At 58.1% G+C, this 23,411-nt stretch carries 19 protein-coding genes; 11 read left to right on the top strand and 8 right to left on the bottom strand.

All coding sequences use genetic code 11. The features are described from left to right. Positions 1–182: 182 nt before the first annotated feature. A complete protein-coding gene (locus B7444_RS12695; protein ID WP_007283825.1) occupies positions 183–761 on the bottom strand; it encodes a YqaA family protein in 579 nt (192 codons plus the stop codon). A gap of 124 nt (positions 762–885) precedes the next feature. Between B7444_RS12695 and B7444_RS12690 the strand changes: the two genes are divergently transcribed. Beyond that, complete coding sequence (locus B7444_RS12690) at positions 886–1,416, top strand: cytochrome b (RefSeq protein ID WP_007283826.1); 531 nt, start codon at positions 886–888, stop codon at positions 1,414–1,416. 43 nt (positions 1,417–1,459) lie between these two features. On the opposite strand, the gene B7444_RS12685 is transcribed toward B7444_RS12690, so the two are convergent. The 4 genes from B7444_RS12685 to ccmA form a co-directional block, all read right to left on the bottom strand. Continuing rightward, positions 1,460–4,774, bottom strand: a complete 3,315-nt coding sequence (locus B7444_RS12685; RefSeq protein ID WP_007283827.1) for a S41 family peptidase — start codon at positions 4,772–4,774, stop codon at positions 1,460–1,462. Between the two features lie 147 nt (positions 4,775–4,921). Beyond that, entirely contained in the window at positions 4,922–6,547 is a 1,626-nt protein-coding gene (locus B7444_RS12680; protein WP_007283828.1) for a Hint domain-containing protein, read from the bottom strand. Between the two features lie 232 nt (positions 6,548–6,779). Then, positions 6,780–7,445 carry a heme exporter protein CcmB gene (gene ccmB / locus B7444_RS12675; RefSeq protein ID WP_007283829.1) on the bottom strand — a complete coding sequence of 222 codons (666 nt, stop codon included), beginning with the start codon at positions 7,443–7,445 and terminating at the stop codon, positions 6,780–6,782. Continuing rightward, on the bottom strand, positions 7,442–8,071 hold the full coding sequence (gene ccmA / locus B7444_RS12670; protein ID WP_007283830.1) for a heme ABC exporter ATP-binding protein CcmA: 630 nt from the start codon (positions 8,069–8,071) through the stop codon (positions 7,442–7,444). Before ccmA ends, ccmB begins: the two co-directional genes overlap by 4 nt. A gap of 210 nt (positions 8,072–8,281) precedes the next feature. On the opposite strand from ccmA, the gene B7444_RS12665 reads away from it, so the two are divergent. Together B7444_RS12665 and B7444_RS12660 are read left to right on the top strand one after the other, a co-directional pair. Then, positions 8,282–9,031 carry an amino acid ABC transporter ATP-binding protein gene (locus B7444_RS12665; RefSeq protein ID WP_007283831.1) on the top strand — a complete coding sequence of 250 codons (750 nt, stop codon included), beginning with the start codon at positions 8,282–8,284 and terminating at the stop codon, positions 9,029–9,031. Further along, positions 9,028–10,596 (top strand): ABC transporter substrate-binding protein/permease, encoded by a 1,569-nt coding sequence (locus B7444_RS12660; RefSeq protein WP_007283832.1) that lies wholly within the window; start codon positions 9,028–9,030, stop codon positions 10,594–10,596. The genes B7444_RS12665 and B7444_RS12660 overlap by 4 nt, the downstream gene beginning before the upstream one ends. Positions 10,597–10,663: 67 nt before the next feature. Here the strand turns inward: B7444_RS12660 and B7444_RS12655 are convergent, their stop codons facing one another. From B7444_RS12655 to B7444_RS12645, 3 genes are read right to left on the bottom strand one after another with little or no spacing between them, the layout of a single operon-like run. Beyond that, a complete protein-coding gene (locus B7444_RS12655) occupies positions 10,664–11,587 on the bottom strand; it encodes a hypothetical protein (protein ID WP_007283833.1) in 924 nt (307 codons plus the stop codon). Between the two features lie 3 nt (positions 11,588–11,590). Then, positions 11,591–12,841, bottom strand: a complete 1,251-nt coding sequence (locus tag B7444_RS12650) for an AAA family ATPase (protein WP_007283834.1) — start codon at positions 12,839–12,841, stop codon at positions 11,591–11,593. Between the two features lie 31 nt (positions 12,842–12,872). Then, complete coding sequence (locus tag B7444_RS12645) at positions 12,873–13,469, bottom strand: hypothetical protein (protein WP_007283835.1); 597 nt, start codon at positions 13,467–13,469, stop codon at positions 12,873–12,875. A 200-nt stretch (positions 13,470–13,669) separates the two neighbouring features. Here B7444_RS12645 and rimP point away from each other — a divergent pair, with 200 nt between their 5' ends. The 8 genes from rimP to pnp all read left to right on the top strand — a co-directional run bounded on the left by rimP (position 13,670) and on the right by pnp (position 23,394). After that, positions 13,670–14,284, top strand: a complete 615-nt coding sequence (gene rimP, locus B7444_RS12640) for a ribosome maturation factor RimP (protein ID WP_007283836.1) — start codon at positions 13,670–13,672, stop codon at positions 14,282–14,284. Between the two features lie 34 nt (positions 14,285–14,318). After that, positions 14,319–15,866 (top strand): transcription termination factor NusA, encoded by a 1,548-nt coding sequence (nusA, locus tag B7444_RS12635; protein ID WP_007283837.1) that lies wholly within the window; start codon positions 14,319–14,321, stop codon positions 15,864–15,866. Continuing rightward, on the top strand, positions 15,814–16,518 hold the full coding sequence (locus B7444_RS12630) for an RNA-binding protein (RefSeq protein WP_224777851.1): 705 nt from the start codon (positions 15,814–15,816) through the stop codon (positions 16,516–16,518). The genes nusA and B7444_RS12630 overlap by 53 nt, the downstream gene beginning before the upstream one ends. Continuing rightward, positions 16,515–19,301, top strand: a complete 2,787-nt coding sequence (infB, locus tag B7444_RS12625) for a translation initiation factor IF-2 (RefSeq protein ID WP_007283839.1) — start codon at positions 16,515–16,517, stop codon at positions 19,299–19,301. The genes B7444_RS12630 and infB overlap by 4 nt, the downstream gene beginning before the upstream one ends. Next, entirely contained in the window at positions 19,298–19,717 is a 420-nt protein-coding gene (gene rbfA, locus B7444_RS12620) for a 30S ribosome-binding factor RbfA (protein ID WP_016737639.1), read from the top strand. The genes infB and rbfA overlap by 4 nt, the downstream gene beginning before the upstream one ends. A 99-nt stretch (positions 19,718–19,816) precedes the next feature. Continuing rightward, positions 19,817–20,818, top strand: a complete 1,002-nt coding sequence (gene truB / locus B7444_RS12615) for a tRNA pseudouridine(55) synthase TruB (RefSeq protein ID WP_035729862.1) — start codon at positions 19,817–19,819, stop codon at positions 20,816–20,818. Beyond that, positions 20,778–21,047 carry a 30S ribosomal protein S15 gene (gene rpsO / locus B7444_RS12610; RefSeq protein ID WP_007283842.1) on the top strand — a complete coding sequence of 90 codons (270 nt, stop codon included), beginning with the start codon at positions 20,778–20,780 and terminating at the stop codon, positions 21,045–21,047. The genes truB and rpsO overlap by 41 nt, the downstream gene beginning before the upstream one ends. A gap of 196 nt (positions 21,048–21,243) precedes the next feature. After that, entirely contained in the window at positions 21,244–23,394 is a 2,151-nt protein-coding gene (pnp, locus tag B7444_RS12605) for a polyribonucleotide nucleotidyltransferase (protein ID WP_007283843.1), read from the top strand. Positions 23,395–23,411 lie beyond the last annotated feature (17 nt).

Genomic DNA, 23,411 nt, shown 5'->3' with positions numbered 1-23,411 from the left:
GGATTCGCCGCGTGCGAAGCTGAGGGGAGGCTGGAAGAGGCAACAGTTGGAACTGCCGGAAAGCCGTAACCGATGACCGTATGGGGTTTACGATCGCACAGAGAATAACATGTTATTTTTATAATTAAAGAATATTTCTGTTATTTGTGTGAATATCCTCTGTGTGAAATGTGACGATCTGATCAAAGGAGTTCAACGAGTGCTACACCGGCGACGATCACCACCAGCAGGATCAACAGAATTACGGTCAGGCGTTTCTCGATAAAGTCCCGGACGGGTTCACCAAAAGCCTTAAGCAGCGCTGCTTCCAGAAAAAAGCGTGCCCCTCGCGTGACGATGCTGGCTGCAATAAAGGGCAGAAGCGGATAATGTGCCGCTCCAGCGGCCAGGGTAACAAACTTGTAGGGAAGTGGGGTGAGACCCTTTCCGAGAATGATCCAGACACCATACCGGCGGAACATCTCTTCAAGTGCCAGGATTCGTCCATCTGCGTGGTAGAAATGTGCGATCGGCATGCCGATGTGTTTCATCAGGAAGGCCCCGAGAATCCACCCGATTACGCCACCAACCACGCTCGCGGCTGTACAGACAGTTGCCAGAAACCATGCCCGGTCCTGTCGGGTCAGGATCATGGGGATCAGCATCAGATCTACCGGGATGGGAAAGACGCAGGCTTCTGCCATGGCGATGACGATCAGCCACCATACAGCTTTGGGAGAGGCGGCGAGGTCGGTAATGCGGCGGTAGACGGAGTTGATCACGGTATGGTCCTGCGGAGAAACGTCAGGACTTCCTATCCTCCCAGCCACTGAATGGAAATCCGTTGGTGTTTCATCCGGGATATGGAAAGTAGACATACTATCTCCCTCACCAAACGGATTTTCTGTGCCCCAGCGTTATTCTCTTACGGCCCGCCTGTTTCACTGGGGCATGGCGGCCATCATCATTCCCGTCTGGATGATCGGCTTTTCTGCTGGACGGCTTCTGCCGCGTGGACCCTCTCCCCTCAAAGGGGAACTGCTGTCCATTCATAAGGAAATCGCGTCGACAGTCATTATTCTTGTGGTGTTGAGAATGGCCTGGCGCGCAACCCACCGTCCGCCGGCATTGCCGGAGAGTATTCCTGAAGAGCAGCAGATTGCTGCGCGGGTTCTTCAGGGATGTCTCTATCTTCTGATGCTAAGTACGCCTCTGACAGGCTGGCTCATGGCGTCCGCTTACGGAGCCCCGGTCCAGATGCTCTGGACCGTTCATCTTCCAGCGCTCATCCAGAAAACACCTCTTCTGGCTCCCGCCCTGGGAGTGCTGCACCAGTTCTCGGCCTGGATACTGGGTGTTCTGATTGCCGGGCATATTCTGGCTGCCCTGATGCACCGGCTTTCCCGGCGCGATCAGGTCATGGACATGATGCTCTGAAAAAAGGCCTCTGCCGGGAGCAGAGGCCCTGATCGCCTGCGCCTTACTTCGGGGGCGCTGGCTGTTCCGGCGGAAAGGCTTCTGCCTTGAGCGCCTGTCGAGGATGGTCGGTCATCTGCTTGTTCAGATAGGCAATTGCCGCATCAAGCTGCTGGTCCTGGCCGTTGAAAGCCGCAACCGGCATGTTCTCGATTTCAATGTCCGGTGAGACGCCTTTGTTCTCGACCAGCCAGTGCCCGTTCATATCGAAATACGGATTTTCAGCCGTGCGGGCATTCCCGTTATCGATCAGGCGATCACCGTCAGAAAGCCAGACGCCTGCGCCCGCTGTGCGCTCACCGAGAACCGGCGCGAGATGAAGAGACTTTATCCCCTGCGAGAAGGTCTCACCGTCTGAATAGGTTCTTTCATCAGCGATGACGATAAGATGTCCCTGGAAGGCCTGCTGCATATCGATGGCCGGTGCGTTGCCGTAGCGGCTCCAGAACATCCATGGCCGGCGCATGAGTTGGGTCAGAACCCAGCTGTCAATGTTGCCGCCGTTGTTCCCGCGGACATCAACAATCAGGCCGTCCTTGTCGATATTGGCGTAGAATTCCCGTGCAAAGGCCTCCATGTCGTCTCCGACCATGGCTTGCAGATGCAGGTAGCCGATACGCCCATGGCTTGCGCGATCCACAGCGTCCGCGCGGCTGACTTCCCAGTCCCGCGCACGAAGGGATTTCTGCTTGGCAAAACTGACGGCTGTCACGACTGTCTTGTGCTCTTTTCCCTTGCGGGAGAGCGTGAGAAGAACCTGCTTTCCAGCCTGATTGGCAAGCAAGGTAGAGAGATCCGGTTCGCCAGCCGTAAGCTGACCGTTGACGGCCACAATCAGATCTCCATCCTGAGCGTCCACGCCGGGTGCCGCGAGGGGAGATTGCTGATCCGGCAGATCCCGGTCTCCTCTATATATATGTGTGATGCAGAAGCCTTGGGTTTCACGTGTCAGTTGCGCGCCCAGCCCGGCGATCAGGCTTGTAGCTGGTTCGTCAAGGCTCTGTGCCGGACGAAGCTGGGAATGCATGGCACCAATTTCCGCCACCATCTGTCCGAGCAGGTCATCCAGATCAGCGCGATCCCCCAGTCGGTCCACAAACGGTGCAAAATGGGCTCTGACAGCTTTCCAGTCCACGCCATGCAGATCGCGGTCGTAGTAATGGTCACGATGCAGGCGCCAGGCATCAACAAATTCATCGCTCCATTCCTGCGCCGGGTCGATCCTCAGGCGAAGTCCATCCAGACTGACGGTCTTGCCAGCAACATCGTCAGGCTTTTTCGCCCCGACAGGGAGCAGCATCACGTCCGGCGTCTGCTTTGGGCGCGGCGTGACGGTCATGATGGTTTTGCCATCAGCCGAGATGTCGAAGTCTTCAACCTTCGGAGCAAAGGTTTCGACCTTGTGCTCATTGTTGTCGATGTGGATGGACTTCAGAGGGTTCGTATCTTCCCCCGTGCCATCCATGGTGAAGAGGAACTCGCTGGAGGCTCCTAGCCCATGATAGTCCGCTGCGGGAACCGGAACCTGATACAGGCGATCCGCCAGTCCGTTCCATTCAAGAGCGGGCAAGGGCTTTTTCGGTGCCTTCTTGTCGTCTTTTTCTCCATCCTTGGGCTCAGGCTTGGTCTTGCTGTCGTCATGATCCAGTTCAGTCGGAGGCTGGAAGGGGAAGCGGTTTTCGGCCTGAAGTGCCAGAGCATAGATCCCCGTTCGGTGAGGAAATGCCGGACCAAGATTACGGTCCCCCCATGGAGAGTCATTGGCGAGAGAGAAGGTCCGGTCAGACAAGAACCAGAGCCATTTTCCGTCTGGGGAAAATGTCGGGCTGTAAGAATCGTAGCGGTCTCCGGTGACCCACCCCGTCCGGCCGGTTTCAGGTGCATAGAGGGCAATCTGTCGACGGAGCCCAGTGCCACGGGTTCTGACAAAAGACAGAATTTTCCCGTCTGCTGACCATGAGAGCGCGTCGAAAACATTCGTCCCGTCCGAAGTGGCGTCATCCACCAGCTTCTCGGACCTGCTGGAAAGGTTGAAGAGCCATAGGCGACCGAGGAGGTCTGTGTGGGCCACGTATTTTCCATCTGGCGAAATAGCCAGCGCGACGGGTTCGGTCGAGGAAGGCTGGCTCAGTGCTTCTCCCTTTCCGCTGCCATCGGCTGCAAAACGCCATAATGAGGATTCCCCGCCAGCATCGCTGAAGGCGATAACGGATTTGCCGTCTGGTGTGACGCGGGCCAATCTCAGGCGCACATTATCCGCGGTTGGAATAACGATCAGACGTCGGGGCGATGCTGCAGCCACAACAGTATGCCCACGCATGGTGAAGACCGTCGCATTGCCCTTGGGAGAGATGGCCTCAGACGTCGTGAAGCGTGTCGGGCGATCCAGCCAGTAAGGCGCACGCGGTGCGTTGTCCGACACCAGTGTGATGGGGATCTGTTTGATCTGGCCGGATGTCAGGTCCAAAGCAAACAGGTCAGCCCCCTTGCGAAAGACGACAGTGTCTCCGGAGAGGGAGGCCTCCAGAACACTGTAATCCGTAAACTGCGTGAGTTGCTTCGCATCGGTTCCATCCGTTGCGAGGTTCCAGAGATTGTAGCGGCCGTTCTCGTCGGAAATCACGATCAGCCGGTTACGCCAGGGCATGGGGTGAAGGAGATTGGCCGTACGTGACCCGATCCGCTCGGCTTCTTTTCCGGCTTGCAGATCGAAGCGCCAGAGCTGGGACAGGCTGCCGCCCCGATAGGCCCGCATGTGATCGCCCGTGACGGCAAGCCCGAAGCGGACGGCATAGAGCCATTTTCCGTCAGGGCTGAGGGCGGCGTCATTGGCGTAGGCCAAGGGGTAAACGTGTTTGGTGCCTGTCTTCGGGTCGAGAGACGCGACGTTGTAACTGTAGTAGGGCCCGGTCGCATCCGGCATGGCATACAGAATGCCAGCGTGGGAATCCCAACCGGTCAGAAGCAGTTTGGGGGCGTTCTCAAATGTTACACGCCGAGGCGTGCCACCCGAGCTTGGCATGACATAAATTTCTGTCGGGCCATCATAATTGGCCAGAAACGCAATTTCGGTTCCGTCCGGGGAAAGAACGGGATGCGGGTCAACCGCATTGGCCCCATGAGGCGCGCTGGTCAGGCGCTGGGCGGTGCCTCCTCCAAGAGGAACGCTCCATACAGACTGTTCCGCATTGAACAGAACTGTCTGGCCAGTGAGGGACGGTTCCCTGAAATATCCGGTTTCTGCCTGGGCTGTCAGACCATAGCCGCACCCCAGGAGAGCAGCACATGAAAGAAGGGAGCGTCGAAGGGAGAACCGCATAATGAACAAGACTTCTCATATGAAATTTAGCCCAATGATGCGGCGGTTTCATATCGGCGTCGAGATGGCATGCGGTATTTCAGACGCTTAAAACAAAAAACGCCAGCCTTTGAAGGCTGGCGTTTCCTGCTTGAAAAGAAAGCGAAATCAGGCTGTGAGGGCTGCTGCTGTCTTTACTTCAGAAACGATGTACTGGCTGTTCGACAGGATCTGCACGCCCACCATGGCGATGCTGTGTGCAGCTCGGTCTTTGATCTGGATCTCGGCATTACCGGTCGTCCAGCGGGCAGCCTGGCTTTCCAGGGCGCTCCAGCCAGACAGCGTTTCTTTCGTCAGGTGGGCGGAAAGGTTGGTCGTGCTGCCTGCATCATACAGAACAACGCTGCCAACGAGCACACCAAGCTGGCGACGATCATCAACGAACGGTCCGATAACGTCTGCCGGACGGCTCGTGCGAGACATCAGGCGCACGGTGCGCACGTTCTGCGGGAGCATGAACATGGCGTAGCCGTTCGTCTCACGCATCTTGCGGAGGATCGTACCATCTTCCGTGACGAGGTGCAGGTCTGCATCGTCTGTCAGCGTGACAGCCTGGTCATTCTCAGAGACGCCAATTGCCTCAGCGCGTGCCGTAATCGCGTGGAATACCGGCTCAACCGTTTCACGAGCTGTCGTCAGGGGAGCCGCAGCGTCTTCTGCCCAGCTCTTGATGACGCCACCAATGCTGACAACGGAACCGTCCTGTCGAAAGGAACCACGGTTGCCGGTATTCAGGTAGCTCTCGGTCAGCAGGCCATTGGCCGTGATGACAGAGTGTTCTGCCGTCTCGATGTGGAAATACTCGTAGGACGTGATGGACAGGTCGTAATGGATGGAACGACCGTTCACCAGCATACGGGCTGGGATGAGCTTGCCATCAAGGAACAGGCAGTGTTCAGCCGTGACCAGCAGATCCTGATGGGGGACGCCCGGGGAGATGGCATCCGCAAGGATGCGGACCGGATAGCCGGCTTCATCGGCAGGAAGATCAGCGCGAACCATCATGCTGCGGCGGCCAGCCCATGTCACAGGGCGGATTTCTTCTCGGCCAGCAACATTCACGATGACGTTGTCGCCAGCTTCAAGGCTTTCGACAGCAGCTTCGCCAGTAGGCGTCAGGATCATTGAGCCTGCAAGGAAGCATGTCAGCGTGGAGTTATCGCCACTGCTGGATGTGCTGAAATCTGCAGCTTTGTAGTATGTGCCCTGCGGATTCTTGGCCGTGTGAAGGGTGCTGAGAGTTTTGCCGCTACTGTCTGTGACGGTGATGACACCATCGCCGGAATCCACGAGCTTTACAGCGCCATAGGAATTCAGGAATGTGATGTTATCGCCAGGAGCTACATTCGCGAAGCTGACATTGGTATTATTATAAGCGTTAATACTAACAGAGCTGTTAGCTGCAGGATCGCCAAAATCAAAGACCAGCGGGCCTGCGGAGCCGTAAGCATTGGTGTCCGTAAAGGAGCCACCATTCATCTTGATGGTACCAGCAGGGAGTGTGCTGGCGTTCAGCTTGAAGTTCGTGCCGGCATTGATAACAAGCAGGGCATTGCTGCTCAGCGTGAGCTGCTGGACTTCTACTGTTTTGTTGTTGTTGAGATCTACCGTTCCGTGAATGGTCAGGCTGTCTACGGCTGTGCTGGGGCTGCCCGTAACAATGGTTTCCTGTCCATCGGTACCAAGGTCACCGCCTTTCTGGGGGATGGATGACCAGTCTGTCGTGTTCGTCACGTGTTTGTTCCAATTAATAATATGTCTGGCAGGGCCGTGGCAGACAATCGATCTGACGGCCCGAATCTCTGCGCATCATTACGTTCAAACAAAACTAACATTCAATTGTATTTTGAAAAATACAAACAGTTCATGAATTGGTAAGGCGCAGTACAAGGTGCTGCTCTTCGCTCCCTGGAACGTGAAGCGGGCATAAAATCCACATGAATCAAAAGATTATGGTGTTGCGGCCTTAGCTGACGGCTGCTTTGAGCCCTTGTCCGGCGGCGAGAGGGCATAGCGGTAACATGGCCAGCAAGCAGGCGCCCAGAAGGTCGAATCCGGCAGCCGGGGAGGCGCCAAGCTGGCCAGCGTAGGACGATGCCGCGCCAAAAATCAGCACGGGTGTCGCGAGGGGAAGCACTAGCAACGGCAGAAGAACGCCTCCACGTCGGGCGCCAAGCACCACGGAGGCCGCCATGCCACCCAAGAGGGACAGACACATGGTTCCCAGCATCAAACCCAGAAGTAGCAGGGGGAGTTCGCCACCCTTGACGCCTAGCATAATCCCGAGCGGGATCGCGGCGATCAGCAACGGCAAGCCCGTTGTCAGCCAGTGAGCGATCATCTTGGCGAACGCAACGGCATATGCTGGCAGCCCCGTCAGCATGAGCAGATCGAGTGATCCGTCTTCCAGTTCCGAGCCGAACAGGCGGTCCAGAGGAAGCAGAGAGGCCAGAAGGGCGCAGACCCAGACAATCCCTGGCCCCATATGGCGCAGCAGATCCGGAGAGGGGCCGAGTGCCAGCGGGAACAGACTGCCGCACAGTATAAAGAAGAGCAGGGATGCGAGCGTATCGGCACCAAACCGGTAGGCCATGCGAAGGTCACGGTCGATCAGGGCAAGAAAAGCAGTCATGACAACCAGATCGGTTCAACATTCGCGAGAGATGGCAGTTCATGCGAACGGGTGTTTTCAAGGGGCAGGGGAACATGCGTCGTCACGATCATGGCGCCCCCCTTGGCGCGATGTGCGGCCATGATGGCACCAAGGCGCTCGATACTCGCCACATCCAGCCCGACAGTGGGCTCATCCAGAAGCCAAAGTGGTGCACCGGATAGCATGACACGTGCAAAAGCGGCGCGACGTTTCTGCCCGGAAGAGAGAAGGCGCGCCGGCAGATCGGCCAGAAACGCCAGATCCAGAGCGTCCAGAACCTCGTTCATCTGGCCTTGCCCGAGCTTCGCGGCGAGTGCAAGATTTTGGGTCAGCGACATTCCGGGCTTAAGGGCATCCTGATGGCCTAGCCAGGCGAGTTCCGTCTGACGTTCGACCGTTCCGCCATCTGGTTTGCGTAATCCGGAAATGGTTCTCAGGAGCGTGGATTTTCCTGCGCCATTCGGGCCGGTCAGGATCATCGCATCTCCGGCGAACAATGACAGTGACACGCTATCAAGCACCAGTCGGTCTCCGCGGAACACCGTAACATCCCTGACATCCAGAAGGGGCAAGGCAGGTGTTGAAGGAGGCGGCTGGGGGGGCATGTCTCTTGTTCTGTCTCGTTACACAGTCCTGTCTGACTTAGAGCCCCTGGAGAAAAGAACTGCAAGGGGCGTCCGAAAAGCTGCAATATGGTGAATTCTCGCAGTCACGTGACGGAAAGGTCTCGATAGCTGTAGCGAGGTTCGTTATGAGGGCTGAGCGATGGAGAAATCGTACGTCTTCTGAAAGGATATCCGGAACTGACTGATCTGGTGTTACAGGCGAGCGCAATCGCCAAGTCTTTTGATGGCAACGAAATTCTTCGTGGTCTGTCACTTGATGTTGAACGTGGCGAACTGATCTCGATTATCGGGCCTTCAGGCTGTGGCAAATCCACGTTCCTGCGGTGCCTCAATTTTCTGGAGCATCCTGATGCCGGGACAGTCCGTATTGAAGACGTGACACTTTCCTGTACTGGCAAAAGCTGGACGCGTGCCAATGAAGCGCAGGCCCATCGGCTGCGCGCGCATGTCGGTATGGTGTTTCAGGCCTTCAATCTTTTTCCGCACAGAACCGTCATCGACAATGTCATGATGGCTCCCATGCAGGTGAAGGGTATCTCGCGGGATGAGGCGCAGGCCACCGCATGCACCCTTTTGGAGAAAGTCGGTCTCTCTGGCGTCAAAAGCCGTTATCCGGACAGTCTCTCAGGCGGCCAGAAGCAGCGCGCCGCCATTGCGCGGGCACTGGCGATGAAGCCTTCCGTGATGCTGTACGATGAACCGACTTCCGCACTTGATCCGGAGCTTTCGGAAGAGGTTCTGTCCGTCATGCGGGATCTGGACGATGACGGTATGACGCAGCTTGTCGTGACACATGACATGCGATTTGCCCGGGCTGCCTCTGACCGGGTACTTTATGTCGAAGGCGGGGAAATTGTGGAGAGCGGTGACCCGGATCTGATGTTCGCCAACCCGAAAGAGGGGCGCACGCGCCGCTTCCTGCGGACGCTGCTGTCATGAACAAGTTTTTCGCGTGTCTCTTTGCGCTGGCGCTCACGCTTGCGCCATTCGTTCATGCCGTAGCCGCTGACGAGCAGACGGCCACACCGCTGGTTGTTCCGGGAGCCAGGGACAGCACGGATCTGCCCTGGGCCTCGGACGGTGAGGCCAATGTGCCTTATGTGTTCCATGATCCGGAACATGAGTCCCGCATGACGGGCTTCGAGTACGATCTGGTCAATGCCATTGCGGAGAAGATGCACCGCAAGGGGCGCTTCATTCAGAATGACTGGGATGGCCTGATTCCTGGCCTGTCCCGCGACCTTTACAGCATGGTTGTGGACGGCATCGAAATGACGCCGGAACACAAGGCGGCCGTTCTGTTCTCGCGTCCTTATTACGTGACGAGCGAGCGCATTATCCTGCGTAAGGAAGAGACCGGCCTCGATACGATGGAAGCTCTCAAAGGGCACAGGATCGGGACCATCAAGGACACGACAGCGGAGCGTATGCTCCGTCGGCAGGGTGGTTCCAACATTCGGTCTTATGAAGAAGAGACGAATGCCTTTTCGGATCTTCGGAATGGACGGCTGGATGCGATCCTGCTCGATGCCCCGATCGCGATGTATTACGGCAGCATTTCCGATGACATGAAGCTGGTGGGAGAACCGATCGGCAGCATGGAATATGGCATCGCCTTCGCGCCCGGAAGCCGAGCACTGCGCGATCAGGTGGATGCAGCTCTTGGGGAACTGATCAAAGACGGGACGCTTCACAAAATTCTGGCCCGCTGGAATCTGTGGACTCCTTTGATGGAGAACTACACCGGCGACCATGCCCAGCTGGATATTGCTCCGGTGGAATGGGACCGGTACCGCGCGGCCATGGCCAGCACGACGGGAAATAACTGGAAAGTTCTGATTCACCGGTATGTTGGTTTTCTGCCCCTGATCGGGCAAGCCGCCCTTATGACGCTGGCGGTCTCCGCACTGGCCATGATTATCGCTGTGGCGCTGGGCTTGTTGCTCGCGCTTGCCAGGCACTATGGGGGAGCGATACTGCGTTTGACGGCAGGTTTTTATGTGGAAATCGTGCGCGGTACGCCGCTGCTGATTCAGGTGCTGTTCATTTTCTATGGTCTGCCAGCGTTTGGTATCCGCCTGTCACCTTTCATGGCGGGCGTGCTGTCTCTCGGGCTGAACTATGCCGCTTACGAGGCCGAGAATTACCGTGCGGGGCTGTTGTCCGTGCCGCGCGGGCAGATGGAAGCGGCGATTGCCCTGAACATGACTCACTGGCAGGCTTTGCGGCTGGTGGTCGTGCCTCAGGCTTTCCGGACGGTTGTGCCGGTCATGACCAACGACTTCATTTCCCTACTCAAGGACAGTTCGCTTGTTTCCGTCATTACCCTGACAGAACTCAGCCAGACCTATGTACGTCTGTCGTCCACGTATTACGATTATTTCGGAACAGGGCTGATGGTTGGCGCGGCCTATCTGTTGCTGGGTCTGCCCTTCGTGCGTCTGGCTCGCATGGCTGAACGGCGTATGGGACGCAGCATGGGCGGCACTGTCGGGCATCACTGATACCCGCGGACGTGTTGATCCCCCTGAAGTGGCCCGTGCCTATCCCTATCCTGCTTCGAGAGGGTCCTTAGGGTGCTTGGGGAGCGGATGGATCTCTGGTGGGGGCGATGGGGATCGCATTCGCATCCAGCTTGCCGTCGAAACCCTTGCGGACCAGATCTGTCCATCCCGGCATCCATGCCTTGACATCGGAAATGAATTTTTCCGCGGCCGGATTGGTTTTGATGCCGTCTTTCGTCCAGACGGGCAGAGGAGCCAGAAGTTGGCGTGAGCCGGGTTCGATTGGGGCAATCAGAGTTTCAACAGCTTCTATCTGGACGCCCTGAGTGCCTTGAACAGCGGCATGATACCATCCAAGCGCGATCATGAGCGGCGGGATGGGAAAACCCAGTGTACTCATCCGGTCAAAACCCGCGCTCACAAACGGGCTGCCGTTGGGGGAGCCGGGCAGGATGACTGCATTGCCAATATAGGCGCATTCTTCCACCGCGCCCTGTTTTTCCACAATGTGAGACGCATAGTTCCGGTCATCATGACAGGGGCGTTCCAGATCATCCACTGCCTGAGGCGGCAGAGGCTGCTGGCTGGCTTCCACGACTATCACGCCCGAAACGACGCCGAGGGATGTTCTGGCCAGAATCTGTTGGGAAATCTCGCCATGTGGCCCGGTGCGGGCTGCCAGAATGGGGTGCCATTCTCCGACTGGAAGCGGAATGATGCGTCCGGCCAGATGCAATCCGCCCTGTTGGGTGATGGCGGGATCGGGGGCCGTCACACTATCAGGACTATTGCCCGGCGTGCCGCTGCCATTTCCCTGTCCGGATTGTGTAGGCGCAGGGCTGACGCCGAGGGCTTTGCCCGGCAGCCATGGAAGATGCTTTTTGAGGGTGGGGGTAGGAAAAAAGGTTGCCATTCCAAGCCCGCCCACCATGACGAAAAGGCTTGTGCGCCAGAGTGGCGCGCGGCGCCAGAGTCGACCAAATGCTGTCATGGATCAGTGGCTCAGGCGGCCGAGCTGGACATCGGCATCCTTGGAAATTTCGGCCGTAACCCCTTCTTCCCCGGCGGTCAGGCGAACCATTTTCGCGCCCTGCTGACGGGCGACAATCAGACTTTCGCTAACCATATCCTCAATGGAACGCACCAGATCGCGGGCGCTGGCTCCGGTTCCAAGGTTTTTCTGCTTTACCATGACCTGGAAGAGCAGGGCGGCATCAATGCCGCCTGTCTCGACATGGAGACCGTAGCTTTCGATCATGGCTTCGATTTCCAGAGCCGCAACGCGTGCCAGATCCAGCCCTCTTAGAGCGCGGAAGACGAAAATGCGGTCAAGGCGGTTCAGGACTTCCGGAGCGAACCCAGCCCGTTTGAGGGCTTCAACGGACTCGGCTCGCATCTTGTCCGGCTCGTTTTCAAGCCGGTCTGCAATTTCTGTCAGGGCATCGGTTGCGATGTTGGAGGTCAGCATGAAGATAGCGCGTGTGGTGGATACCTGTTCACCCGTGGATGCTTCCGTGACATGGCCGTCGTTCCAGGCGGTCAGGAACTTCTTGAAGACATCCGGATGGGCTTTCTCGATTTCATCCAGGAGCACCACGGCATCCGGCTGGTCCTTGAGGCCGCCCGTCAGTTTGCCGAACGTGTCAGAACCTACATAGCCTTTCGGGGAGCCGAAAAGCTGGGTTGCTGCATGAGGGCTGGACATCTGCGTCATGTCGAAATGCAGAAGCGGACGTTCCATCTGCTTTGCAATCTGCTTGGCCAGATAGGTCTTTCCTGTTCCCGGAGGGCCAGCCAGAAGGAAGATGCCGACAGGTTTTCCACGCACCTGAAGAGCCAGACGCCTGCGAAGCTGCTGGGCAATATCTTCGCAAACGCGGTCCTGTCCGATGACTCTGGCACGGAGGGAGGCGGCCAGCTCTTCCGCATCGATAACGGTTTCGCGCTGCTCGCGGGCCATGAGTTCCTCGAGGGCGCCGCGATTGGTCAGCCGGCTGAGAACGTCCATGATCAAACCTTTCCTCCGACGCAGCCCACGGCGCGCCAGTTTTTCAGCAGATGTTTCGTAGGTCAGGCCCAGAGCGGTCAACGCGGCGCCTGTCCCTGCAAGGGGGAGATAGGCAGGGCGCATCCAGTCTATGGCTCGCCAGAGTCCGTCCAGGGACAGATGTAGCATGACGGCGACCTGAATAACCGCCAGAATCAGAAAGGCTGCCATCATGAGTGGCATGGCCCGGTTGAGCATGGGGACGAGCGACTTGAACACCGGGAAGCCTTTACTGAACGATGACGTCAAGCACGATACGCTGGTTTAGCGCAGTCAGGCTCGGGAGTGCTTCGGGGCCGAGAGCCGTCATGGCTCCGATAATAAGGGCAGGAGTATGAGGCATGGTAACGGGATCGATAGTGACCTGAGCTGCTTCCGCAATTGGAAGCACCAGGCGCTGGAACTGTCCTGTCAGAACAATACGCTGTGTCAGTCCTGACACTGTAACATCAATGGTCTGCCCTGTAACGCCTGCGCCATCAAGGACGGGCATTTCCACCAGGCGCATGTCGCCGCGCTGGACGGCGGCCATGATGCGGCTTTTCTGCTCTTCCGTGAAACTGGTGCCGGCCAAGGCTTTGGGAGCATCTCCGGGAGCAATCATGGAAAGCTGGGCATTCGCCTGAAACGTGGACGCCGCGCTCGCGGTCGGGTTTCCCGAGGTTGAGGAGAGTGCAGCCGTTGCCGGGGTCGAATGAGTGAAGAAAAAGGCTCCTGCACCAATGGATGCAACGGCCAGAAGTGTTCCCCCCGCCCAGAGTGAATGACTGCGAGACGTTTCCTGTTTGGGGAGGAGTTGGGGTTTAGGCTCGGGCTGGACTGTCATTGGATAGTCATCTCACTCCGACAGGCCTCTCAAGGCAAGCATTCCGAGCACGGATAAATGTAAACAAATCTTTCGAATCCCTGCATGGCAGCTTCCCTGTGCTTGTACTTGCATTGAGGGGAGTGAAGGCCTAAATAGATGTCATTCCATTCATCTTCCGCTTTTTCGGGGGGTGGCCCTGACGGGCCGCCTTTTTTGTCTTGCCTCAACAGAACACATCTTCCGGTATCGAACTGCCCCATCTGACGGGTCTTGAAGCCCGTATTGCGGAGCGGATCGCGCCGACCCTGGCGGATCTGGGCTACGAGCTCGTCCGCCTTTCCGTTCTCGGGCGGGATACCCCGACCATCCAGATTATGGCAGACCGTGCAAACGGCTCCCTGATTTCCGTGGATGATTGCGAGCAGATCAGTCACGCCGTGGGCGCGATCCTTGACGTCGATGATCCAATTCCTGGCGCATGGATGCTGGAAGTGTCGTCCGCAGGGATTGATCGCCCGCTGACCCGCGCCAAGGACTGGGACCGATTCGCTGGCCATCTGGCCAAAGCCGAACTTGACGTGCCGCTGAATGGCCGTCGCCGCTTTTCCGGAACGGTGATGGGCGCGCGAGATGGCAAAGGTGTTATCCGTCTGGATGACGGTACCGAGGCAGAGCTGCCGCTGACGGAAGTCCGCAAAGCTCGTCTGGTGCTGACGGATGCCCTGATCGAGGCGAGTGCTGCCCTGTCAGGCGTTTCGTCCGACGAGGAAAGCGATGGCGATACGCCCCGCGTTCCGAAACTGAATCCGAAGAAGCCGGGGAAGAAGAACTAATGACCCGTCTCATGCTGGCTGGAGGTCCGATCTGATGGACACATCTGTTATCCGCCCTGAACTGCTGCTGGTCGCAGACGCAGTCTCGCGCGAGAAGAACATCGACCGCGAGGAAGTGCTGGAAGCGATGGAGCAGGCCATTCAGAAGGCCGGCCGTGCAAAGTATGGTCACGAGAAGGATATTCGCGCGACCATCGACCGCAAGACGGGCGAAGTTCGCCTCAGCCGCTGGACGGAAGCTGTTGAGCAGGTGGAGAATGAGGACACGCAGATCCCCATTCACATCGCACGCAAGTTTCAGCCGGAAATCCAGATTGGCGAGCATCTCGTCGATCCGCTGCCTCCAATCGATTTCGGGCGTATTGCTGCCCAGACGGCCAAGCAGGTCATCGTGCAGCGCGTCCGTGAGTATGAGCGCAAGCGCCAGTATAACGAATTCAAGGATCGCGTAGGCGAGATCGTCAACGGTACCGTCAAGCGGACCGAGTACGGCAACATGATGGTCGAGATCGGCAGTGCCGAAGGCCTTCTGCGTCGTGACGAACTGATCCCGCGTGAGGCTTTCCGTAACTCCGATCGCATTCGTGCCTATATCTATGATGTACGTGACGAGCCGCGCGGACCGCAGATCTTCCTGTCCCGGACGCATCCGGCTTTCCTTGCAAAGCTGTTTGCCCAGGAAGTGCCAGAAATCTATGATGGCATCATCGAGATCAAGGCTGTTGCCCGTGATCCCGGATCGCGTGCCAAGATGGCTGTGATTTCCCGCGATGCCGCCATTGATCCGGTCGGTGCCTGCGTTGGTATGCGTGGTTCCCGCGTTCAGGCTGTTGTGGCAGAGCTGCAGGGCGAAAAGATCGACATTATTCCCTGGAGCCCGCAGGCCGCCACATTCGTGGTGAACGCCCTTGCTCCTGCTGAAGTCAGCAAGGTGGTGATGGACGAGGACGCTGGACGTGTTGAAGTCGTGGTGCCGGATGAGCAGCTTTCGCTTGCCATTGGTCGTCGTGGCCAAAACGTGCGTCTGGCCAGCCAGCTGACACGCTGGGATATCGATATCCTGACGGAAGCCGAGGAATCGGAGCGCCGTCAGGAAGAGTTCCGCAAGCGTACGGGTCTCTTTGTTGATTCTCTCGACGTGGATGATGTGATTGCAAGCCTGCTGGTCACGGAAGGCTTCCATTCCATTGAGGAACTGGCCTATACGGACCCGGGTGAACTGCATGATATCGAAGGCTTCGACGAGAGTGTTGCCGAAGAGCTGATGCTGCGTGCAAACGAGTATCTGGCAGGCAAGGAGCAGGAGCTGGACGACAAGCGCAAGGCGCTTGGTGTGACAGACGATATTGTTGATCTTGGAGTCTTCACGAACCAGATGCTTGTGACGCTGGGAGAGAAGGGCGTGAAAACGCTCGACGATCTGGCAGATCTGGCAGGTGATGAACTTGTGGACATTCTTGGCGCCGATGCCATGGATGAAGACGCCGCAAACGAAGTCATTATGGCTGCCCGAGCCCACTGGTTTGAAGGTGACGAATCGGCTGAAGCCGGCAAGCAGGACGGGGAGTCGACCGACGTCTGATATTTCTGATACTGATAATGGTCCCGTTCGCGGTGCTCTAGGGCGCCGCAGTTCAGAGCGGCGCTGCCTCGTAAGTCGAGAGCAGAGGCCGCCTGAAAGCATGATCCGTTTCGTGGTCAGCCCGGAGAACCGGGTTGTGCCAGATCTGGCGGCAAAGCTGCCCGGTCGGGGAATGTGGTTGAGTGCTAGCCGGGATGTGTTAGATAGCCCCCGCACCCGTCAGGCTTTTGCACGTGCTGCGAAAGCTCAGGTGTCTGTACCGGACTGTCTGGCAGATCTCGTTGAAGCCGGGCTGGTACAGAGGATGTTGGACGCTGTCAGTCTGGCCCGCAGAGCGGGGCAGGTTGTCTGCGGGTTTCAGAAGTGCCGGGAGTGGCTCACTTCCGGGAGGGCAGGGGTGGTGATCCGTTCGGAAAGTGCAAGTCCGGACGAGTTCTCCAGACTGGTGTCGGGCCGGCGTTCTCTGCCGGTGGTGACAGTTCCCGATCGAGTCCTGGCTTCGGCGTTCGGCCGGGACCGGGCGGTCTATGCGGTGATGGCGCCGGGTGCGCTGGCACAGCGCCTGATCGCCGAACATGAGAGATTTTCGGGAGTGGCAGGACGTCCACTCCCAGACCCCACAGGGGTCAGTAAGGAACAGGCGGAACTATGAGCGACGGCAACGAGCGCAACCAGGACGGAACACAGACCCCATCACAGGGCGGCGAACAGACCAAGAGCGGCCGCCTGTCCCTACGCCCCGCAGGCCGCAAGGATGTTGGTCGTACAGTGGATGCCGGCTCCGTGCGGCAGAGCTTCAGCCACGGCCGTTCCAAGGTCGTGCAGGTTGAGGTTCGCAAGCCAAAGCGTGCAGCCTCTGGTCCGGGTGGTCCGGCAGGTGGCGGTGCACGTGGTGGTCGCGGTGCTGGCGCTGGTGGTCGTGCCCTGACGGCTGCGGAACTTGCAACGCGTCAGCGTGTCCTCGAAGCACAGCGTAAGGCTGCGGCTGACGAGGCTGCACGTCGTGAGGCGGAAAAGATCCAGATCATGTCGGCTGCTGAAGCAGCCCGTCGTGCCGAGGAAGAACAGCGTCTGGCTGCTGAAGCCCAGGCCGCTGAAGAGGCTGCTCGCAAGGAGCGCGATCTTCACGCTGTCCGTACAGCCGAAGAAGCCCGTATCCACGCTGAGGAAGAAGCCCAGCGCGCTGCACGTCAGGCAGAGCGGGAAGCTGAAGAAGCTGCACGTGCGGCTCCTCTTGATCCGCGCAACCATTCAACCGGTGGTGTTCAACTCGCTGCGCCGGTTCAGCGGCTTCGTCCGCTGGCTGAGCGTGCCATTATGCCGGAGCGTCCCATTCAGACGGCTCGCCCGGCTGCTGCTCCGGCTCAGCCGCGCGGTGGTGAGACCCTGCATCTGCGTTCACCTGCTGCGAATGCAGGTGGCGAGGAAGAGCGTCGTGCACCAGCACGCCGCAGTGGCGGCGGTGGCGCCCCGAATGGTCCGGCACAGCGTCGTTCGACGCAGCCTTCTCCGCGCAAGAGCCCGGGTGGCAATGATCGTCGCAGTGGCCGTATTGACGTGCGTGCAGCGATTGAAGGCGATGACGGCAAGACCCGTTCACTCGCTTCGGTCCGTCGTCAGCGTGACCGTGAGCGCCGCCAGGCTGAGCTGGAGCGTCTGCGCTCCGATCAGGTGCGTGTTGTTCGTGATGTCATTGTGCCGGAAACCATTACGGTTGCCGAGTTGGCCAATCGTATGGCTTCCCGTCAGGGTGAAGTTATCAAGTCGCTCATGAAGATGGGCGTGATGGCGACAGCTACCCAGAGTATCGATGGCGATACGGCAGAGCTGATCGTTGAAGAATTTGGCCATCGTGTGAAGCGCGTTGCTGAAAGCGACGTGGAGATTGGTATCGAAGGTGTTGAAGATCGTCCGGAAGACCTGAAGCCACGTGCTCCGGTTGTTACCGTGATGGGCCATGTTGATCATGGTAAGACGTCCCTGCTGGACGCTCTGCGGGCTGCTGATGTGGCGGGTGGAGAAGCAGGTGGCATTACGCAGCACATCGGTGCGTATCAGGTCACGGCGCCTTCCGGTAAGAAGATCACCTTCATTGATACGCCGGGCCATGAGGCATTTACCTCCATGCGTGCTCGCGGTGCATCCGTGACGGACGTGGTTGTGCTGGTGGTTGCAGCAGATGACGGCGTCATGCCGCAGACGATCGAAGCCATCAAGCATGCCAAGGCTGCGAATGCTCCGATCATTGTGGCGATCAACAAGATCGACAAGCCGGGTGCAAATCCGGATCGTGTCCGTCAGGAACTGCTCAGCCACGAAATCGTCGTGGAAGCCATGGGCGGCGATACGCAGGACATCGAAGTGTCTGCTCTCAAGCGGACCGGTCTGGACAAGCTGGAAGAAGCTATTCTTCTGCAGGCTGAAATGCTTGACCTGAAGGCCAACCCGGATCGCGTGGCTGAAGGTACGGTTATCGAAAGCCGTCTGGATCGTGGACGTGGCCCTGTTGCTTCTGTTCTGGTTCAGAAGGGCACCCTTCGCCGGGGTGACATCGTTGTCGCTGGTGCGGAATGGGGACGTGTCCGTGCGGTTCTTGATGACCGTGGACGTCAGCTCAAGGATGCTGGCCCATCCATGCCGGTGGAAATCCTCGGTGTGACGGGTGTTCCTGGTGCAGGCGAGCCGTTCGTTGTTGTTGAGAACGATGCCCGTGCCCGTGAGATCAGCGAGTTTCGTCAGCGCGTCATCAAGGACAAGCAGGCTGCAACCCAGGTTGCTGCTCGCGGAACGCTTGATCAGATGCTGGCCCGTATTCAGGCCGGTGATCAGAAGGAAGTTGCCCTTCTCATCAAGGCTGACGTGCAGGGTTCCGCTGAAGCAATTGCGACGACAGTCCAGAAGCTTGCCCATGAAGAAGTTGCAATTCGCGTTCTGAACGCTTCTGTCGGTCAGATCACGGAAAGCGACATTCAGCTGGCCAAGGCTTCCGATGCCATCATTGTGGCATTCAACGTTCGTGCGACAACGCAGGCTCGTGAGCTGGCGCAGCGCGAAGGTGTGGACATCCGCTACTACTCCATCATCTACCAGGTGGCGGATGACGTAGAGCAGCTCGTGAAGGGCAAGGTTGCGCCCAAGCATCGCGAGAAGTTCCTGGGCTATGCGGAAATCCGTCAGGTCTTCAACATCACGAAGACTGGCAAGGTTGCCGGTTGCTATGTCACCGAAGGCCTCGTCAAGCGTGGTTGTGGCGTGCGTCTGCTGCGTGAGAACGTGGTCATCCATCAGGGTGATCTTAGCCAGCTCAAGCGCTTCAAGGACGACGTCAAGGAAGTGGCTCGTGGCTATGAGTGCGGTCTCTCCTTCGCAGGTTACAATGATCTGCGCGAAGGCGATGTCGTCGAGTGCTACGAGATGGAAGTGATCCCGGCTTGAGCTCACGTTCGAGAAATGACCTGAAGGGTCCGGCGGGCGTCTCGGCTCACGGACCAAGCACCCGACAGCTTAGGGTGGCAGAAGAGGTTCGCCGTGCTCTGGCGGAAATCTTCGCCCGCACGGAATTCCGTGACCCCGAGCTGCTGGATGTTCGTGTGACTGTGACGGAAGTTCGGATTTCTCCGGATTTTCGTCATGCAACAGCCTTTGTGACCCGTTTGGGTCGCAGTGATGTGGAAGAAGTGCTTCCAGCCCTGAAGCGGGTCGCGCCTTTTCTGCGAAACGGACTGTCCAAGATGCTTCGGCTCAGGACTGTTCCCGAAATCCATTTCCAGCCGGATACGGCTCTGGACAATGCGATGGAACTGGATCAGTTGTTCCGGTCTCCGGAAGTCAAACGCGATCTGGAAGACTGATTTGAAAAACTCCTTCTGACATTTGTCAGGAGGAGTTTTTTGCATTTACCCGTCTGACTGGTCTATCAGCGCCCGATCATGGAAAAGGGTGTTGGGACAGTGGCGAGAAAACGTGGGCGCGAGATTGATGGTTGGCTGATTCTCGACAAGCCCCTCGGCCCCACCTCAACGGATATGGTCAACAAGCTGCGTTGGGCCTTTGATGCTCAGAAGGCGGGCCATGCTGGCACGCTTGACCCTCTGGCTTCTGGTATTCTCCCAATCGCTTTTGGCAAAGCGACGAGGACCATTCCCTATATTATGGATGCGACAAAGCGTTACCGCTTTACGCTCTCACTGGGGGAAAGCCGCACAACGGATGATCGGGAAGGGGAGGTGCTGGCAACCTCTGTCCATCGTCCCACTGACGATGATCTCAGAGCGTGCCTCCCAACTCTGACAGGCGATGTTCTGCAGATCCCTCCCGTCTTTTCAGCGTTGCGGGTAGGCGGCCAGCGTGCTTACGATCTGGCGCGTTCTGGCCGTCCGCCCGAGCTTCCGCCCCGGCCGGCGAGGATCGACTCGATAACACTCGTAGAACGTCCTGATGCGGATACGGCTGTTTTCGAGGTGCAGTCTGGCAAGGGGGTCTATATGCGCTCCCTGGCGCGGGACATTGCTCTCGCATGCGGAACTGTTGGCCATATTTCCGTTCTCCGTCGGACGAAATGCGGGCCGTTCGATCTGTCTCATGCGATGACGATTGATCAGATAGCACTGGACAAATCGCCTCAAACTGTGGACAAGGCCGATGCTCTTCCGGCTCCTCTGCTGGATGTAGCGACCGCGCTGGTCGACATCCCGGCGCTGGCCGTTACCGAAGCGGAGGGAAGGATACTGATCTGGGGACAGTCTCTTGACCCCTCTGATCTTACGTATCCTCTGCCGGCCGTGTCACAGGAGGGAGACCAATTGTGGCGTGCGATGATCGGAGAGCACGTGATTGGCCTGTGTCAGATCCGCGATGGACGGCTCAGGGCAGCACGGATGCTGGAAAACCACGAGTTTTTTGGAGAACACGATGTCGATTACTGCAGAACGCCGCACGGCTCTGATCGCTGAATACCGCCAGAACGAGACCGATACGGGCTCCCCGGAAGTTCAGGTTGCGATCCTGACCGAGCGTATTGTCAACCTGACCGAGCACCTGAAGACCCACAAGAAGGACTTCCACTCCCGTCGTGGTCTTCTGATGATGGTCGGTCAGCGTCGCAGCATGCTGGACTATCTGAAGCGCAAGGATCAGGCTCGTTACCAGAGCGTGATCGAGCGTCTCGGCCTGCGTCGCTGATACGTCGTCCGGGGGCTTGCCCCCGGACATTCCTGCCGTCGGACCTGTCCGCAGGTGGGGTGCGCGACCGGCGTTTCAGGCCACATGGTGTCGTTGCGGGTATTCTCCCGTTACCACCGCCATGCCGTCCGAAACGCTGCTCCGTCACCTGCCGGACTGTCCAGATGATGGCTCGTTCCTAATTTAGGAGAACGATATGTTCGATTATTTCCGTAAGGAAATCGAGTGGGCCGGACGCCCGCTAATCCTCGAAACCGGCAAGATTGCCCGTCAGGCTGACGGTGCTGTCATGGTCACTTATGGTGACACGGTTGTTCTGTGTACGGCTGTTGGTGCCAAGAGCGTCAAGCCGGGACAGGACTTCTTCCCGATGACGGTCAATTATCAGGAAAAGGCTTATGCGGCTGGTAAGATCCCGGGTGGGTTCTTCAAGCGCGAAGGCCGTCCGTCTGAAGCAGAAGTGCTGAATGCACGTCTGATTGACCGTCCGCTCCGTCCGCTGTTCCCGGAGAACTTCCGTAACGAAGTTCAGGTTACGGCAACGGTTCTGAGCCATGATATGGAAAACGATCCGGCGATCGTCTCCCTTATCGGTTGCTCTGCTGCCCTGACGCTTTCCGGTATCCCGTTCTTCGGTCCGGTCGGTGCTGCCCGTATCGGCCGCATTGATGGCAAGTTCGTCGTGAACCCGACGCTGTCCGAAGTTAAGGACAGCACGCTGGATCTCGTCGTTGCCGGTACGTCTGAAGGCGTGCTGATGGTTGAATCCGAAGCTAGCGAGCTTTCGGAAGAGACCATGCTGGAAGCCGTGACCTTGGGTCACACCTCCTTCCAGCCTGTGATCGAAGCCATCATCGCTCTGGCCGAACACGCAGCGAAAGCTCCGTGGGATCTTCCGTCGCTCACGAAGGAAGAAATTGCCCTTCGCAAGCGCGTCGAGAAGATCGGCAACAAGCTGATGGCCGAAGCCTACAAGGAGCGCGTCAAGCAGGCTCGCTACAAGAAGGTCGGCGAAGCCAAGGACCGTATTAACGAGATCCTGGCGGAAGAAGGTTTTGATGTCGAGCTGGCCAAGCCGATGCTCAAGGAACTGGAAGCCCAGGTCGTTCGCGGTTCCATCCTCAAGACGGGTATCCGTATTGATGGCCGCGATCTGAAGACGGTTCGTCCGATCCTTGCGGAAGTTGGCATTCTGCCGCGTGCGCATGGGTCGTCGCTCTTCACCCGTGGTGAAACGCAGGCGCTGGTCGTTGCAACGCTTGGCACGGGCCAGGACGAGCAGATCATTGATGCGCTCGAAGGTGAGTACCGCTCAAACTTCCTGCTGCACTACAACTTCCCTCCGTATTCGGTCGGTGAGTGTGGTCGTATGGGTTCCCCAGGTCGTCGTGAAATCGGTCACGGCAAGCTGGCATGGCGCGCTCTGCACCCGCTTCTGCCGTCCAAGGAGCAGTTCCCGTACACGATGCGGGTGGTCTCCGAGATCACGGAGAGCAACGGCTCCTCGTCCATGGCAACCGTCTGCGGTTCGTCCCTGGCGCTGATGGATGCTGGTGTTCCGCTGCCGCGTCCGGTGGCTGGTATCGCCATGGGCCTGATCAAGGAAGATCGTGGTTTTGCAGTCCTGTCCGACATTCTGGGTGATGAAGATCATCTGGGTGACATGGACTTCAAGGTTGCCGGTACGGATCAGGGCATCACGGCCCTTCAGATGGACATCAAGATCACGTCCATCACGCCGGAAATCATGCAGATCGCCCTAGAGCAGGCTCGCGATGGCCGTATCCACATCCTTGGCGAAATGGCCAAGGCTCTGACAGAAGGTCGTGATGACGTGTCCGGCAATGCGCCGAAGATCACGACGATGTCCGTGCCGAAGGAAAAGATCCGCGACGTGATCGGTTCTGGTGGCAAGGTCATCCGTGAGATCGTCGAGTATTCCGGTGCCAAGGTGGACATCGGGGATGACGGCACGATCACGATCGCTGCTTCCAATGACGAGCAGGCCCAGAAGGCCATTGCCCGCATTGAGGGTATCGTCGCGGAGCCGGAAATCGGCCGCATCTATGACGGCAAGGTTGTGAAGACGGCGGACTTCGGTGCGTTCGTGAACTTCCTTGGGCCGCGTGATGGTCTGGTTCACATCTCCGAACTGACGCAGGGCCGCGTCGCCAAGACGTCTGACGTGGTTCAGCAGGGTGATGCCGTGAAGGTCAAGGTCATCGGCTTTGATGACCGCGGCAAGGTCAAGCTGTCCATGCGGGTTGTTGATCAGGAAACCGGTGCCGATATTACGGAGAGCGTGGGGGCCAAGCCTGGTCGTCCGCCCCGTCGCGACGCCGAGTGAGTCCTCGGGCGGGGCTC

Source organism: Gluconobacter thailandicus F149-1 = NBRC 100600, from assembly GCF_000964465.1.
Taxonomy (GTDB): domain Bacteria; phylum Pseudomonadota; class Alphaproteobacteria; order Acetobacterales; family Acetobacteraceae; genus Gluconobacter; species Gluconobacter thailandicus.
Note: the sequence above shows the minus strand (reverse complement) of the source record. Positions and strands in the feature narration are given on the sequence as shown.